The 15,536-nt window shown below is 64.1% G+C and carries 12 protein-coding genes and 1 pseudogene; 12 read left to right on the top strand and 1 reads right to left on the bottom strand.

The window, feature by feature from the left end:
* The first annotated feature begins 178 nt into the window (after positions 1-178).
* The 10 genes and pseudogenes from AC629_RS07380 (at position 179) to AC629_RS07335 (ending at position 12,190) form a co-directional block, all read left to right on the top strand.
* Positions 179-1,831, top strand: a complete 1,653-nt coding sequence (locus AC629_RS07380) for an OFA family MFS transporter (protein WP_084804073.1) — start codon at positions 179-181, stop codon at positions 1,829-1,831.
* An 89-nt stretch (positions 1,832-1,920) separates the two neighbouring features.
* Entirely contained in the window at positions 1,921-2,205 is a 285-nt protein-coding gene (locus AC629_RS07375; protein WP_084804072.1) for a hypothetical protein, read from the top strand.
* 249 nt (positions 2,206-2,454) lie between these two features.
* Positions 2,455-4,165 (top strand): annotated as a pseudogene (locus tag AC629_RS07370) (NADH-ubiquinone oxidoreductase-F iron-sulfur binding region domain-containing protein).
* Positions 4,162-6,930 carry a formate dehydrogenase subunit alpha gene (gene fdhF / locus AC629_RS07365; RefSeq protein ID WP_084804071.1) on the top strand — a complete coding sequence of 923 codons (2,769 nt, stop codon included), beginning with the start codon at positions 4,162-4,164 and terminating at the stop codon, positions 6,928-6,930. The pseudogene AC629_RS07370 and the gene fdhF overlap by 4 nt, the downstream one beginning before the upstream one ends.
* Positions 6,931-7,194: 264 nt before the next feature.
* Entirely contained in the window at positions 7,195-7,668 is a 474-nt protein-coding gene (gene ybaK / locus AC629_RS07360) for a Cys-tRNA(Pro) deacylase (protein WP_084804070.1), read from the top strand.
* 299 nt (positions 7,669-7,967) lie between these two features.
* Entirely contained in the window at positions 7,968-8,411 is a 444-nt protein-coding gene (locus AC629_RS07355; protein ID WP_084804069.1) for a hypothetical protein, read from the top strand.
* Entirely contained in the window at positions 8,408-9,265 is an 858-nt protein-coding gene (locus tag AC629_RS07350; RefSeq protein ID WP_084804068.1) for an alpha/beta fold hydrolase, read from the top strand. The genes AC629_RS07355 and AC629_RS07350 overlap by 4 nt, the downstream gene beginning before the upstream one ends.
* Before the next feature lie 16 nt (positions 9,266-9,281).
* Positions 9,282-10,478, top strand: coding sequence for an ABC transporter substrate-binding protein (locus AC629_RS07345; protein WP_084804067.1), 1,197 nt, complete (start codon positions 9,282-9,284; stop codon positions 10,476-10,478).
* A 63-nt stretch (positions 10,479-10,541) separates the two neighbouring features.
* Positions 10,542-11,423: an NAD(P)-dependent oxidoreductase gene (locus tag AC629_RS07340; protein ID WP_084804066.1), complete on the top strand. Its 882-nt coding sequence runs from the start codon at positions 10,542-10,544 to the stop codon at positions 11,421-11,423.
* An 8-nt stretch (positions 11,424-11,431) separates the two neighbouring features.
* Positions 11,432-12,190 carry an IclR family transcriptional regulator gene (locus AC629_RS07335; protein ID WP_084804065.1) on the top strand — a complete coding sequence of 253 codons (759 nt, stop codon included), beginning with the start codon at positions 11,432-11,434 and terminating at the stop codon, positions 12,188-12,190.
* 5 nt (positions 12,191-12,195) lie between these two features.
* On the opposite strand, the gene AC629_RS07330 is transcribed toward AC629_RS07335, so the two are convergent.
* Complete coding sequence (locus AC629_RS07330) at positions 12,196-12,876, bottom strand: GntR family transcriptional regulator (protein ID WP_084804064.1); 681 nt, start codon at positions 12,874-12,876, stop codon at positions 12,196-12,198.
* Between the two features lie 159 nt (positions 12,877-13,035).
* Between AC629_RS07330 and tcuA the strand changes: the two genes are divergently transcribed.
* A complete protein-coding gene (tcuA, locus tag AC629_RS07325) occupies positions 13,036-14,427 on the top strand; it encodes an FAD-dependent tricarballylate dehydrogenase TcuA (RefSeq protein WP_084804063.1) in 1,392 nt (463 codons plus the stop codon).
* Complete coding sequence (tcuB, locus tag AC629_RS07320; protein WP_084804062.1) at positions 14,414-15,520, top strand: tricarballylate utilization 4Fe-4S protein TcuB; 1,107 nt, start codon at positions 14,414-14,416, stop codon at positions 15,518-15,520. Before tcuA ends, tcuB begins: the two co-directional genes overlap by 14 nt.
* Positions 15,521-15,536 lie beyond the last annotated feature (16 nt).

Here is a 15,536-nt window from a genome sequence, read left to right as displayed (position 1 = left end):
GCACGCCGTATCGGGCATAGAGCCCCGCTTGAGGGGTTAACGTTTGGGATGCGCGCGACGATCCTGGCGCGCGTCGGATGTGCGGAGCAGCAGGGACCGATGGCTGCACCGCAAGGGGTTGAGGAATTTGATCGTAGCGGCAGACCTGCTCAGAGGGGCGGCTGCAGGGGAGGAGTACATGACAACAATTGAGAGCGCCGGAACGATTTCGGGCGCTGGCACGGGTTTTCTTGATCGCGAGCGAACGATCGCCAAAACCGGCTTCAATCGCTGGCTGGTGCCGCCGGCAGCGCTGTGCATTCATCTGTGCATCGGCATGGCCTACGGCTTCTCCGTGTTCTGGTTGCCGCTCTCGCGCGCGATCGGCATCACCGCGCCAAAAGCTTGTCCGGATATGTCGCTGTGGCAGGAGCTCTTCACGACCACTTGCGACTGGAAAGTCGCAAGCCTCGGCTGGATGTTCACCCTGTTCTTCGTCGTGCTCGGCGTCTCTGCCGCTCTGTGGGGCGGCTGGCTTGAGCGTGCCGGCCCCCGCAAGGCTGGCTTCGTTGCGGCGCTGTGCTGGTGCGGCGGTCTCATCCTCGGCGCCATCGGCATCTATCTGCATCAGCTCTGGATCATGTGGCTCGGCTCCGGCGTGATCGGGGGCATCGGCCTTGGCCTCGGCTACATCTCGCCGGTGTCGACGCTGATCAAATGGTTCCCCGATCGCCGCGGCATGGCGACCGGCATGGCGATCATGGGTTTCGGTGGCGGCGCCATGATCGGCGCACCGTTTGCCAACCTCCTGATCAACCACTTCAAGACGTCGACCGACGTCGGTGTGTGGCAAAGCTTCGTCGTCATGGGCGTGGTCTATTTCGTCTTCATGATCATCGGCGCATTCGCCTACCGCGTGACGCCGGTCGGCTGGAAGCCCGATGGCTGGACGCCGCCGAGCGAGAAGAAGACGATGATCTCCGAGCATCACGTTCACCTGGACAACGCGCACAAGACGCCGCAGTTCTGGCTGATCTGGTGGGTGCTGTGCTTGAATGTCTCGGCCGGCATCGGCGTGATCGGCATGGCCTCTCCGATGCTCCAGGAAATCTTCGCCGGCAAGCTGATCGGGCATCCGGAGCTTGCCTTTGGTCAGCTCTCGGTCGAGCAGAAGACCGTCATCGCCGGCATCGCGGCGGGCTTCGCCGGCCTGCTGTCGCTGTTCAACATTGGTGGCCGCTTCGTCTGGGCGTCGCTGTCCGACTATATCGGCCGCAAGAACACCTACTATACGTTCTTCATCCTCGGCATCGTGCTCTACGCGCTGGCGCCGACCTTCGCCGCAATGGGCTCGAAGCTGCTCTTCGTGCTCGGCTTCGGGATCATCCTGTCGATGTATGGCGGCGGCTTCTCCACTGTGCCCGCCTATCTCGCCGATATGTTCGGCACCCAGTTCGTCGGCGCGATCCACGGCCGGCTGCTGACGGCGTGGTCCACCGCAGGCATCATCGGCCCCGTTGTCGTGAACTACATCCGCGAGTTCCAGCTCGCGGCGGGCGTGCCGCGTGACCAGCTCTACAACACGACCATGTATATTCTATGTGCGATGCTGATCGCGGGCATGATCTGCAACTATTTGGTCAAGCCGGTCGCTTCGAAATGGTACATGAGCGAGGCTGAGGTCGCCAAGTTACAGGCGGCGAACGCCGGCGCCGCTGTGGTCCAGACGGGCTCGTTCGGAATCGGCACTGGCGGCCTCGACGTCAAGGCTGCGATGTTCTGGCTCTTCGTCGGCATTCCGCTGGCGTGGGGCGTGTACAAGACGCTCGAGAGCGCGGTTAAGATCCTCTGATCGCAAAGCCGCCGCCCGCGGAAGCTGACGTCAGCTTCCCGCGGTGTTCGCCTTCCAAATCATAGAGAATGGGACCAAGGGGGATTCCTATGCTTTGCACCCGTATCTGCCTCGCCGCCATGCTTTTGGCCGCGGGCCTTCACACCGCGTCGGCGCAGACCGCAGCCGTACCTGCTGCTCCCGCTCCTGCGGCATCAAACTCCGCCAAGCCGCCGGGCAAGATCAAGCTCACCGTGCAGAAGCTGAAGGACATGAAGGCCAAGTGGTCGGCCAACAAGCCCAAGCTGAAGGCGTGCCGCGCCGAGGTGAAGGCCAAGGGCCTGATCGACGACGACCGCTGGTTCTATATCGAAGATTGTATGGAGAAGACCTGATTCAGGTTCCGCGCGAAGTTTGCGCAAGGGGGTATGGCAGGGCGGCTGCCTGCCCCCTAACTCCTTATAGAGTCGTTCTAAATTGTTCTTGCATCTGGCATACCAGCAACTAGAGTTGGGTCGAATGAGACCTGATCCGCGGGGCGCCGGCGACACGGTTGGCCGGCGATCGGGCCTAGAGATGAGGGCGGGTTGCGATGGCGATCCCGCCCGAGATCATCGCGCTTTTGAGGAGAACGCGACGTTTCCATGAGTAGCAACGACGACGTTCACAAGGTCAGGGAATTCGAGCATCCGGGCGAGGGCCGCCGGCGCGCCAAGGCCACACCCAAAGGACGGCAGGTCGATCCGACCGCCGCCCACGAGATCGAGCAGTTGCTCGGCGACAGGCCGCGGCGGCGCGACCTCCTGATCGAATATCTGCACCTGATCCAGGACAAGTATCACCAGATCTCGGCCGCGCATCTTGCCGCGCTCGCCGACGAGATGAAGCTTGCCTTCGCCGAGGTGTTCGAGACCGCGACCTTCTATGCGCATTTCGACGTGGTGAAGGAAGGTGAGCCTGATATCCCGCCATTGACCATCCGCGTCTGCGACTCGATCACTTGCGCGATGATGGGGGCTGAGAAGCTGCTGGAAGAGCTGCAGGACACAGCCGGTCCCGGCATTCGCGTCGTGCGCGCGCCCTGCGTCGGCTTCTGCGACAGCGCCCCCCGTTGCCGAAGTCGGACATCACTATGTGCTGAACGCGACCACTGCGGAGGTGCTTGATACCGCTACTCGCGGCGAAACCGATCCGATCATTCCGGCCTATGTCGATTACGACGCCTATGTGAAGGAAGGCGGCTACAAGCTGCTCGGCGACCTTCGCGCAGGCAGGATCAGCAAGGAGGACATCCTCAAGACCCTCGATGATTCCAGCCTTCGCGGACTGGGCGGCGCCGGCTTCCCGACGGGACGCAAATGGCGCGCCGTGCTCGGTGAGCCTGGCCCGCGATTGATGGTCGTCAATGCTGACGAGGGCGAGCCGGGGACTTTCAAGGACCGCTTCTACATGCTTCGCGACGTGCATCGCCTCTTCGAGGGAATGCTGATAGCCGCGCATGTCGTCGATGCCACGGACGTCTATATCTACTTGCGCGACGAGTATCCGGCCGCGCTCAAGCTCGCGCCGATCGAGATCGCCAAGCTCCCGCCGGGTGGCCCCACCATCCACATTCGGCGCGGCGCCGGCGCCTATATCTGTGGCGAGGAATCGGCGCTGCTCGAGAGCATCGAAGGCAAGCGCGGCCTGCCGCGGCACAAGCCGCCTTATCCGTTCCAGGTCGGGCTGTTCGGCAGGCCGACGCTCATCAACAATCTCGAGACGCTGTTCTGGGTCCGCGATATCGTCGAGAAGGGCGCGTCCTGGTGGACTTCGCACGGGCGCAATGGCCGCCACGGCTTACGCAGCTATTCGGTCTCCGGCCGGGTCAAGGAGCCGGGCGTCAAGCTCGCACCTGCCGGCATCACGATCCGCGAATTGATCCACGAATATTGCGGCGGCATGGCCGACGGTCACAATTTCTATGCCTATCTGCCGGGCGGTGCATCTGGCGGCATCCTGCCGGCCTCGATGGACGACATCCCGCTCGATTTCGGCACGCTGGAGAAATACGGCTGCTTCATTGGCTCGGCGGCGATCGTGATCCTGTCGCAACAGGACAGTGTGAGATCCGCGGCGCTGAACCTGATGCGCTTTTTCGAGGACGAGAGTTGCGGCCAGTGCACGCCGTGCCGCGTCGGAACACAGAAAGCGGCGCTGCTGATGCAGAGGCCGGTCTGGAACCGGGCGTTGCTGGAGGAATTGAGCCAGGCGATGCGCGATGCCTCGATCTGCGGTCTCGGACAGGCAGCGTCCAATCCGCTCACATCCGTGATCAAGTATTTCGCTGACGAGTTCAAGGAAGCGGCCGAATGACGAAGATTACGTTCGAGCTCGACGGCAAGCAGGTCGAAGCCAATCCCGGCGAGACGATCTGGCAGGTGGCCAAGCGTCAGGGCCGTGACATCCCGCATCTCTGCTATTCGCCCGCGCCGGACTATCGGCCCGACGGCAATTGCCGTGCCTGCATGGTCGAGATCGAGGGCGAGCGCGTGCTCGCTGCGTCCTGCATGCGGACGCCGTCGATCGGCATGAAGGTGAAGACCGAGTCCGCGCGTGCGGTGTCGGCGCAAAAAATGGTGATGGAGCTGCTCGTCGCCGACCAGCCGGCGCGCGAGACCTCCCACGATCCGGATTCCAAATTCTGGCACTGGGCCGAGGCGACCGGCGTCACCGAAAGCCGCTTCCCTGCCGCCGAGCGCTGGGAGGCCGACGCGAGCCATCCGGCGATGCGCGTCAATCTCGATGCCTGCATCCAGTGCGGTCTGTGCGTGCGCGCCTGCCGTGAGGTCCAGGTCAACGACGTCATCGGCATGGCCTATCGCAATGCCGACGCGAAAATCGTGTTCGACTTCGACGATCCCATGGGTGAGTCCACCTGCGTCGCCTGCGGCGAATGCGTGCAGGCCTGCCCGACCGGCGCGTTGATGCCCTCGGTGATGCTCGACGACAAGCAGACCCGCGTCACCTATGCGGACCGCAAGGTCGATTCGCTCTGCCCGTTCTGCGGCGTCGGCTGCCAGGTGACCTATCAGGTCAAGGACGAGAAGGTGATCTATGCGGAAGGCCGTGATGGCCCTGCTAACCACAATCGCCTCTGCGTCAAGGGTCGTTTCGGCTTCGACTACATCCACCATCCGCATCGCCTGACCAAGCCGCTGGTGCGCTTGCCGAATGCGAAGAAGGATCCCAACGACCAGGTCGATCCGGCCAATCCCTTCACGCATTTCCGCGAAGCGAGCTGGGAGGAAGCGCTCGACATCGCCGCCAAGGGGCTGGTCAAGATCCGCGATGAGGAGGGCGTGAAGGCGCTCGCGGGCTTCGGCTCGGCCAAGGGCTCGAACGAAGAGGCCTATCTGTTCCAGAAGCTGGTGCGCACCGGCTTCGGCTCGAACAACGTCGATCACTGCACCCGCCTGTGCCACGCCTCGTCGGTTGCGGCGCTGTTCGAAGGCCTGAGCTCGGGTGCTGTGTCGGCGCCGTTCTCCGCGGCGATGGACGCCGAAGTGATCTGGGTGATCGGCGCGAACCCGACCGTGAACCATCCGGTCGCCGCGACTTTCATCAAGAACGCGGTCAAGCAGAATGGCGCAAAGCTGTTCGTCATGGATCCGCGCCGGCAGTCGCTGTCGCGTCACGCGACCAAGCATTTGCAATTTAAGCCCGGCGCCGACGTCGCCATGCTGAACGCGATGATCAACACGATCATCACCGAAGGCCTCACCGACGACCAGTACATCGCCGGCTACACCGAGGGCTTTGAGGACCTCAAGGAGAAGATCAAGGAATTCACGCCGGAGAAGATGGAGCCGATCTGCGGCATCCCGGCGCAAACCCTGCGCGAGGTGGCACGGACCTACGCGCGTGCCAAGTCGTCGATCATCTTCTGGGGCATGGGCATCAGCCAGCACGTCCACGGCACCGACAATGCGCGCTGCCTGATCGCACTCGCGCTGATCACCGGCCAGGTCGGCCGTCCCGGCACGGGCCTGCATCCGCTGCGCGGCCAGAACAACGTGCAGGGCGCCTCCGATGCCGGCCTGATCCCGATGTTCCTGCCGGACTATCAGCCGGTCGGCCGCGACGACCTGCGCGGAGCCTTCGAGAAGCTGTGGGGCCAGGACCTCGATCCCGTGCGCGGCCTGACGGTGGTCGAGATCATGAACGCGATCCATGCCGGCGAGATCAAGGGCATGTATATCGAGGGTGAGAATCCCGCGATGTCCGACCCTGATCTCCAGCATGCGCGCCACGCGCTAGCCATGCTCGATCATCTCGTGGTGCAGGATCTCTTTGTCACGGAGACCGCATTCCACGCCGATGTGATCCTGCCTGCCTCCGCCTTTGCGGAGAAGGTGGGCTCATTCACCAACACGGATCGCCGCGTGCAGCTCGCGCGTCAGGTGATCAAGCCGCCGGGCGATGCGCAGCAGGATCTCTGGATCATCCAGGAGATCGGCAAGCGGATGGGCCTGCCGTGGAATTACTCCGGCCCCGGCGAGGTCTACACCGAGATGGCGGAGCTGATGCCGTCGCTCAAGAACATCAGCTGGGAGCGGCTGGTGCGAGAAGGTGCCGTGACCTATCCGGCCGATGATCCGAACAAGCCCGGCAACGAAATCATCTTCACCACGGGCTTCCCGACTGCGAACGGCCGCGGCAAGATCGTGCCGGCCAAGGTCATTCCGCCCGATGAGCTGCCCGACGCCGAGTATCCGATGGTGCTCTCGACCGGCCGCGTGCTGGAGCATTGGCACACTGGCTCGATGACCCGTCGTGCCCAGGTACTCGACCAGATTGAGCCCGAGGCGGTCGCCTTCATGTCGCCGAAGGACATGCGCAGGAAGAAGCTCGCGCCCGGCGATTTCATCCGGCTCGAGACCCGCCGCGGCGCAGTCGAGGTGAAGGTCCGCTCCGATCGCGACGTGCCGGAAAACATGGTGTTCATGCCGTTCTGCTATGCGGAAGCGGCGGCGAACCTCCTGACCAATCCGGCGCTAGACCCCTTCGGCAAGATCCCGGAGTTCAAGTTCTGCGCGGCCAGGGCCGAGCGTGCGGAGATGCGGGACGCGGCGGAGTAGGGCTCCGTCGTCGCGTGGTGGCACCGTGTCGCTCACCTGGTGTCGTCCCGGCGAACGCCGGGACCCATACCGCGTGATCTATCGATTGTGCATAGTCGCAGTACCGGACCGCGAATCTTAGCCAATCTCCTCCCTGGGATTATGGGTCCCGGCGCCCGTGCGCAATTGCGCACTAGGCCGGGACGACATCGAGGGTGTAGTGCCTGTGTGCGCCCACATCGTCATCGCTTGCGCTCCTCGCAATGACGGCGCAGAGATATGCCCATGTCCAAAGTCACCCCAGCCACGCGCGCGCTTTCGGCCGCCGGAATTGCCTTCACCGTTCACGCTTATGACTACGACCCTGACGCCGAGAGCATCGGGCTGCAGGCGGCGGCCGCGCTCGGCGAGGATCCGGCGCGCGTATTGAAGACGCTGATGGCGCTGGTGGATGGCAAGCCGGTCTGCGTCGTCGTCCCGTCCGACCAGGAAGTCTCGATGAAGAAGCTTGCCGCGGCCGCCGGCGGCAAGTCGGCGCAGATGATGAAGCCGCCTGAAGCCGAGCGCGTCACCGGCTTCAAGGTCGGGGGCATCAGCCCGTTCGGACAGCGGAAACCGGTGCGCACCGTGATCGAGCAGGGCGCGCTCGCGCATGACCAGGTCTATCTCAACGGCGGACAGCGCGGCTTGCAGGTGCGGCTGAGGCCGGGCGACGTGCGGGATGCCTTGAAGGCGGTCGTCGCGGATGTGCTCTCGTGAAGGCGAAGAATATCGGTAGCGGTCCGCGCGGGTAGTGCTCGTGCAGCCGAGGCGCTGATTGCCTCTCATTGAGCCGATGTGAACAGGGCGGCGTTGGCCAGTGCCTCGACGTCCACGTCGGACGACGTAGTCCCCCAGAACGAACGACATCTCTTTAAGCCCCTGCCCCCAGCGGGGCCGGGGCATTCAGCCCTCGATTCACCGTCGGACTTGAGTTCGCGCGTGAGCCCTGTATAGAGCTTAGAGATAAATAGAATATCGTTCTGCCCAATAGAACGATCCAATGGAGGGACGAAACGATGGAGTCCGAACGCGTCCGCCAAAACACTGATCCACCAGTGCCGTTCGCGCCCGACGCGATCATCGCCGGCTTCAAGGCCATCCCGGACTTGCTTGCGCGCGATGCGGCGCTGGCCGCACGCGGCCGCTGGCTCGACGTCGATTGCCTGCTCGGGCCGAGCACGCAACCGTTTTACGTCGCCATCCGCGCCGGGCAGATCGTGGATATAACGCCGGTGCCGGTCCTGATGCGCTCCTGGCGCTTCGCTTATCGCGCGACACCCGCTGCGTTTGCCGCTTATTGGCAGGCGATGCCGCCGGCAGGCTGGCATGATCTTCTGGCGCTGACCAAGCGCGGACAGGCGACGCTCGAAGGCGATCTGCATCCCTTCATGGCGCATCTCCAGTATTTCAAGGATCTGCTGGCCTTGCCGCGGCAGAACGGTTTTGGAGGCGCGTTGTGAGCGGCTTTATCGAACCGATCGTCGGCCGCTACGTCCATGTCGAGATCGACGGCGAGATCAACCGGATCTATTTCGAGGAGAACGGCACCGGCATTCCGCTGGTCTGCCTGCACACCGCGGGCTCCGACGCGCGGCAGTGGCGTCATCTGCTTGCTGACGAGGAGTTCACCAAGAATTTCCGTGTCATCGCCTTCGACATGCCCTGGCACGGCAAGTCGAATCCGCCAGACAGCCAATATGGCAGTGAATACCGGCTGACCACCGCGAGCTACACCGTGACCATCCGCGCGGTCTGCAACGCGCTGAAGCTGGAGCGGCCGGTGGTGATGGGCTGCTCGATCGGTGGGCGGATCGTGCTCAACCTTGCCATCGAGCACGCGCGCGAGTTTCGCGCGCTGATCGGGCTCGAGTCCGCCGACTTCCAGCAGCCCTGGTACGACACCACCTGGCTGAACCGGCCCGACGTGCATGGTGGCGAAGTCTGCGCCGCGCTGGTGTCCGGCTTGATCGCGCCCGATGGCCCGGAAGCCGCTCGCAACGAAACGCTGTGGGGCTACAAGCAGGGCGGCCCCGGCATCTTCAAGGGCGACCTTTATTTCTACCGCGTCGACCGCGATCTGCGCGGGCGCACCGGCAGCATCGATGTGCGCGAATGCCCGCTCTATCTCCTGACCGGCGAGTACGATTTCTCCTGCACGCCGGAGGACACTCTGCGCACCGCTGCCGGCATCCCCGGCGCGAAGGCCACTGTCATGGAGCGGCTCGGCCATTTTCCGATGAGTGAAAACCCAGAACAGTTCCGCCGCTACATCGCGCCGGTGCTGCAAGACATCCTCGACAAGCAGAGTTCGTAAGCGGGAGGCGTATATTATGAAGTTTCGTTGGATGATGGCGGCCGTTGTGGCCGCACAGGCGGGTACCGCGTTTGCGGCTGACAATGTCATCAGGATCGGCGTGCTCAACGACCAGTCCGGCGTGTTTGCCGACAATGGCGGGCGCGGCTCGGTCGCTGCGGCAAAGCTTGCCGCAGAGGATTTCGGCAACGAGCTCCTCGGCAAGAAGATCGAGATCATCTCGGCCGATCACCAGAACAAGCCCGATATCGCCTCGGCCACCGCGCGCAAATGGTTCGACAATGAGGGCGTCGACATGATCGCGGACGGCGCGGCGTCGTCCGCCGGCTTTGCCATCCTCGAAGTCGCCAAGCAGAAGAACAAGATCTTTGTGATCTCTGGGCCCGGCTCGTCCGACTTCACCGGAAAGTCCTGCTCGCCGGTCAGCTTCCACTTCAACTACGACACCTATGCGCTGTCGAAGCTCACGAGCGACGCGATCACGCGGGCCGGCGGCAAGACCTGGTATTTCGTCACGGCCGACTACGCGTTCGGCCATGCGCTCCAGCGTGACGCCACGAAGTTCATCGAGGCGGCCGGCGGCAAGGTGATCGGCTCGGCCGCTCATCCGCTCGGTTCCTCCGACTTCGCCTCGTTCCTGTTGCAGGCGCAGGGCTCGAAGGCCGACGTTGTCGGGCTCGCGACATCAGGCGCGGACGTTCAGACCGCGATCAAGCAGGCCGGCGAGTTCGGCATCGTCGAGGGCGGCCAGAAACTCGCCGGCCTCCTCGTCTTCATCACCGACGTCAATGCGCTCGGTCTGAAAGTGACCCAGGGCTTGCAGGTGACGACCTCGTTCTATTGGGACCTCAACGAGGAGACGCGGGCGTGGTCGAAGCGCTATGCTGCGCTGATGGATGGCAAGGTCGCGAGCATGGTGCAGGCCGGCGTCTACAGCGGCGTCCATCACTATCTCGCCGCCGTGAAGGCCGCTGGTACGACGGATGCGACCGCCGTCGCCGCCAAGATGCACGAGATGAAGGTCAACGACATGTACAACAAGGACGTCGCGATCCGGCCTGATGGCCGTGTCCTGCACGCGATGTATCTCGTGCAAGTCAAGAAGCCGGAGGAGTCCAAGTACAAATACGACTACTACCGGGTCGTCAGCTCCAAGCCGGGAGACGAGGTGTTCCGGCCGATGAGCGAAGGCGGTTGTCCGCTGGTCAAGTGATCGGGTCGACCGGGCGGGTATTCGCGCCCGTCCGGTCGCAGGATTATTCGAGGAGAGTACGGAATGTCTGGTTTGATCGGGTTCATCGGTCTCGGCGTCATGGGCGAGCCGATCTGCCGCAACCTCCTGCGCAAGAGCGGGCGAACGGTGCTTGCATTTGATCTCGCCGCGGAGCCGCTGGCCAGGATCGTGGCCGACGGTGCGACTGCGGCGAAGTCGGTCGGCGATGTGGTCGGCGGCAGCCAAACCATCTTCCTTTGCTTGCCCAGCGCCAAGCATGTGATGTCCGTGTTCTCAGGCATTTTGCCGGAAATCAAGAGCGGCCAGACCGTGATCGATCTCGGGACATCCGATGTCAGCTTGACACGGTCTTTCGCCAAGCAGCTCGCGGACAAGGGCGCGCTCTGGATCGATGCGCCGATCGCCCGCACCCGTCAGGCGGCACAGGACGGTACGCTCAGCGTCATGGTCGGCGCCACGCCGGAGCAGTTTTCGAAGATCGAGCCGCTGATCCGGCATTTCGCGACCGACGTGACGCTCTGCGGCGGCACCGGAGCGGGGCAGGTGACAAAAATTCTCAATAACATGGTGTTGTTCGAGACGGTCAATGCGCTCGCGGAAGCCGTCGCTGTCGCCAAGCATAGCGGCGTCGAGCCGAAGCTGTTGCTGGAGACGTTGTCGAAGGGCTCGGCGGACTGTTTTGCCCTGCGCAACCACGGCATGAAGGCGATCATCGCCAAGGATTTTCCGCTGCGCGCCTTCTCGACCGAATACGCCATGAAGGATCTGACCTACGCGCTGGAACTCGCGGGTGATGCCGGGCTGAACTTGCGGGGCGCGGCGCTGATGCGCACGATCTTCCAGGAGACGATCGACAAGGGCATGGGCGATGCGTACTTTCCGGTGATCGCAAAGCTCATCGATCCCTCCGGATTCCCCCAATAGGAGACCGCATGCCTTCGCCCGGTGTCGCCGCCGTTGACCGTGCTTTGACCATCCTTGCGGCCTTCGAGGATGCGCCGGAGCCGATGACGCTGGCCGAGCTTGCCCGGCGCACCGACATGTACAAGAGCACTCTGTTGCGGTTGATGACATCGCTCCAGGAGTTCGGCTATCTCCTGCAGCTTGCCGACGGCCGCTATCATCTCGGGCCGACGCCGTTCCGGCTGGGCGCCGTCTACCAGCGCAGCAACAATCTGCATGACCGCGTGATGCCGCTGCTGCGGCAGCTGGTGGCCGACGGCACCGAAAGCCCGTCGTTCCATGTCCGGCATGACGAAAAGCGCAGGCTCTGCGTCTTCCGCGTCGATTCCCAGCATTCGACGCTCGACCGGGTCGAGGCCGGCATGCTGTTGCCGCTCGATCGTGGCGCGGCCGGTCGAATCATCCTGGCTTTCGACGGCGAGAAGGGCGAGGCCTTTGACGAGCTCCGTGATGCATGCATCTCGCTGTCGTTCGGCGAGCGCGATCCGGATTGCGCCGGGCTCGCCTGTCCCGTGTTCGGCCCCGGCGGCAAATGCGTCGGCGCGCTGTCGCTTTCGGGGCCGACGCCGCGCTTCACGCGGGACAATATCAAGACGATGACGTCGCTGCTGCTGAAGGCCGCCATCCGCCTCACGCGCACGCTGGGCGGCTCGACCGAGCTGCTCGACAGTGCTCTGACTGCCGCGGCCGATGCAGATTCGCGTCCTGCGCGTCAGGCGAGGAGATAGGCCGCCTACTGCTTCTGCAGCAGCTTGAGCCGGCAGCGCAGCGCTTCGCGAATGTGCGCGCGCGCAAGCTGTTCGGCCCTGTCGCCGTCGCGCGCGGCGATGGCGTCGATGATGGCCTGATGCTCGCGGTGGCTGCTCGAGGGGCGGCCCGTTACGGTGAAGGTGGTCGGGCCGAGCAGGGCGATCCAGTCCTGCAATTCGCGGGAGGCATTGTCGAGATAGCGGTTGCGCGCGGCACGGCAGATCGCCTCGTGGAAGGCGCGGTTGAGCCGCGCCATCTCGGCGGCGTCGGTCTCGGAAGCCTCAAGAGCCTGCGCGATATCCCTGAGTGCGTCGACCTCGGGCGCAGAGGCGTGTTCGGCTGCCAGGCGCGCAGCCGCGCCTTCCATGATCTCGCGCATGGCGTAGAGCTCGAGCACCTCGGAAATGTCGAGGTTGCGCACAATCAGACCGCGGCCGCCGGCGGGCTCGACAAAGCCGCGCGCCGCGAGCCGGCCGAGAGCCTCCCGGACCGGTGTGCGGCTGACCTTCAGCCGCTGGGCGACCTCTTCCTCGCGCAGGCGGTCGCCGGCGCGGTAGCTGCCGGCCTGAAGCGCCTCGCAGAGCGAGCGGAATACGGCCTCGCCCAGCGCCACGCCAGCGCCGCGCACGATCGATCCGTCTGTCTTTGCCGCGCGTCTGGCCATGCTTCCTCGTGGACCGCCAAGCGCATCCTGCCCATGCAGAGATGACGCTTGCTCTCCATCTGTATATCTTTGTATACAAAAGTACGCAATGGCGGACCAGATTGACCGAGGCCGCCGGCGGGCAGAATGTTTCCAACTTCGTCGTACCGGGCAGACGGCATGAGCAGTAAATACGATGTGCTGGTGATCGGCGGCGGCAATGCGGCGCTGTGCGCGGCGATCAGCGCCCGGCGGGGCGGCGCCTCGGTGCTCGTGCTCGAAGGCGCGCCGAAATTCTATCGGGGCGGCAATACCCGCCACACCCGCAACATGCGCTGCGCCCACGACGCGGCAACCGAGATCCTCACAGGCCCCTACACCGAGGACGAGTTCTGGGAGGATCTGCTGCGCGTCACCGGCGGGCAGACCGACGAGGTGCTGGCCCGTCACATGATCCGCGAATCCAAGGACATCCTGAACTGGATCGTGGAGCAGGGTGTGCGCTGGCAGCCGTCACTTGGCGGCACGCTGAGCCTCGGCCGCACCAACTCTTTCTTCCTCGGCGGCGGTCGCGCGATGCTGAACGCGCTTTATCTCACCGCCGAGCGGCTTGGCGTCGACGTCGAATACGATGCCGAGGTCACCGATCTCGTGATCGAGGACGGCATGTTTCTCGCCGCCCGCGTCAAGCGGCCGATCAAGGGCGAGACCGCGATCCGCGCGACGTCGCTGGTCGCCGCGGCCGGCGGGTTTGAGGCCAACATCGAATGGCTCAAGCAATATTGGGGCGAAGCCGCCGACAATTTCCTGATCCGCGGCACACCCTATAATCGCGGCTCGATCCTGAAAATGCTGCTCGACAAGGGCGTGCAGGAGGTCGGCGATCCCACGCAGTGTCATGCGGTCGCGATCGACGCCCGCGCGCCGAAGTTCGACGGCGGCATCATTACCCGCCACGACTCCGTCGTGTTCGGCATCGTCGTCAACAAGCATGCGCAGCGCTTCTACGACGAGGGCGAGGACATCTGGCCGAAGCGTTACGCGATCTGGGGCCGTCTGGTCGCGGCGCAGCCCGACCAGATCGCCTACATCATCTTCGATTCAACCGTCGTCACGAGCTTCATGCCGACGCTGTTCCCGCCGATTGCCGGGCAAACGGTGGCCGAACTCGCCGGCAAGCTGGAGCTCGATCCGGCGGCGCTGGAAAAGACCATCACCGAGTTCAATGCCGCGGTGCGGCCCGGCACGTTCGACCACACCATTCTGGACGACTGCCGCACCGAAGGCATCACGCCGCAAAAGACGCATTGGGCGCGTCGGATCGAGACGCCGCCTTATCTCGCCTATCCGGTGCGGCCCGGCATCACCTTCACCTATCTCGGCACGCGCGTGAACAAGGAGGCGCGGATGCTGATGGCCGACGGCAAGCCGTCGGGCAACATGTTCGCGGCCGGCGAGATCATGGCGGGCAATGTGCTCGGCAAGGGCTATGCCGCCGGCATGGGCATGACGATCGGCAGTGTGTTCGGGCGGATCGCAGGACGGGAAGCGGCGAAACATGCACGGAACTAAGATTTTGGACGAAGCCGACCGTCTGATGACGGTCTGCAATTCCTGCCGCTACTGCGAGGGATTGTGCGCGGTATTTCCGGCGATGGAGATGCGGCGTGCTTTCTCGGATGGCGACCTCAACTATCTCGCCAATCTCTGCCATTCCTGCGGCGCCTGCTACGTCGATTGCCAGTTCTCGCCGCCGCACGAATTCAACGTCAATGTCCCCAAGACGCTCGCGGTCGCGCGTGCGGAGTCTTATGCGGCCTATGCCTGGCCGCAGGCGCTGTCCGGCACCTTCGCACGCAACGGCCTCGTCATCAGCATCATCGCCGCCCTCAGCATGGCGGCCTTCATTTTCGGTTTCGCCGCCCTGGTCGACCATAGCGTGCTATTCGGCGCGCACACCGGTCCTGGCGCGTTCTACAAGCTGATGCCGCACAATGCGATGGCCGCTTGGTTCAGCGCCGCCTTCCTTTACGCGATCCTCGCGCTGGTCATGAGCGTGCGCGCCTTCTGGCGTGACATCGGCGCGCCGATCGGCGGCCGCGCCGACGGCGGCTCGATCTTCCAGGCGATCCGCGATGCCGGTGAGCTGCGCTATCTCCATGGCGGCGGCGTCGGCTGCTACAACGAGGACGATAAGCCGACCGACCGGCGCAAGCTTTTCCATCACCTGACCTTCTACGGATTCCTGCTGTGTTTTGCCGCGACCTCGGTCGCCACGCTGTATCACTACCTCGGGGGACGCGAGGCGCCGTATCCGTGGTGGGATCTGCCCGTGGTGCTCGGCACGCTCGGCGGCATCGGCCTCATCGTCGGTCCGATCGGCCTGTTCGTCGCGAAATCGCACCGGGCGCCGGAGCTGCTCGACGAGCAGCGCTACGGCATGGATGTCGGCTTCATCGCCATGCTGTTCCTGACCGGCCTCACGGGCATGCTGCTTCTGCTCTTGCGCGAGACTGCTGCGATGGGGCCGCTGCTGGCGCTGCATCTCGGCGTGGTGTTCGCGCTGTTCATCACCATGCCCTATGGAAAGTTCGTGCACGGCATCTATCGCTTTACGGCCCTGGTGCGCTATGCGCAGGAGCGACGCAGCGAAGCCGGCGCTTGAGGGGCTTGCGGGACTG

It is taken from the genome of Bradyrhizobium sp. NAS80.1 (genome assembly GCF_001908205.1).
GTDB lineage: Bacteria > Pseudomonadota > Alphaproteobacteria > Rhizobiales > Xanthobacteraceae > Bradyrhizobium.
The sequence above is the reverse complement of the archived record's forward strand: the minus strand, read 5'-3'. Positions and strand labels throughout refer to the sequence as shown.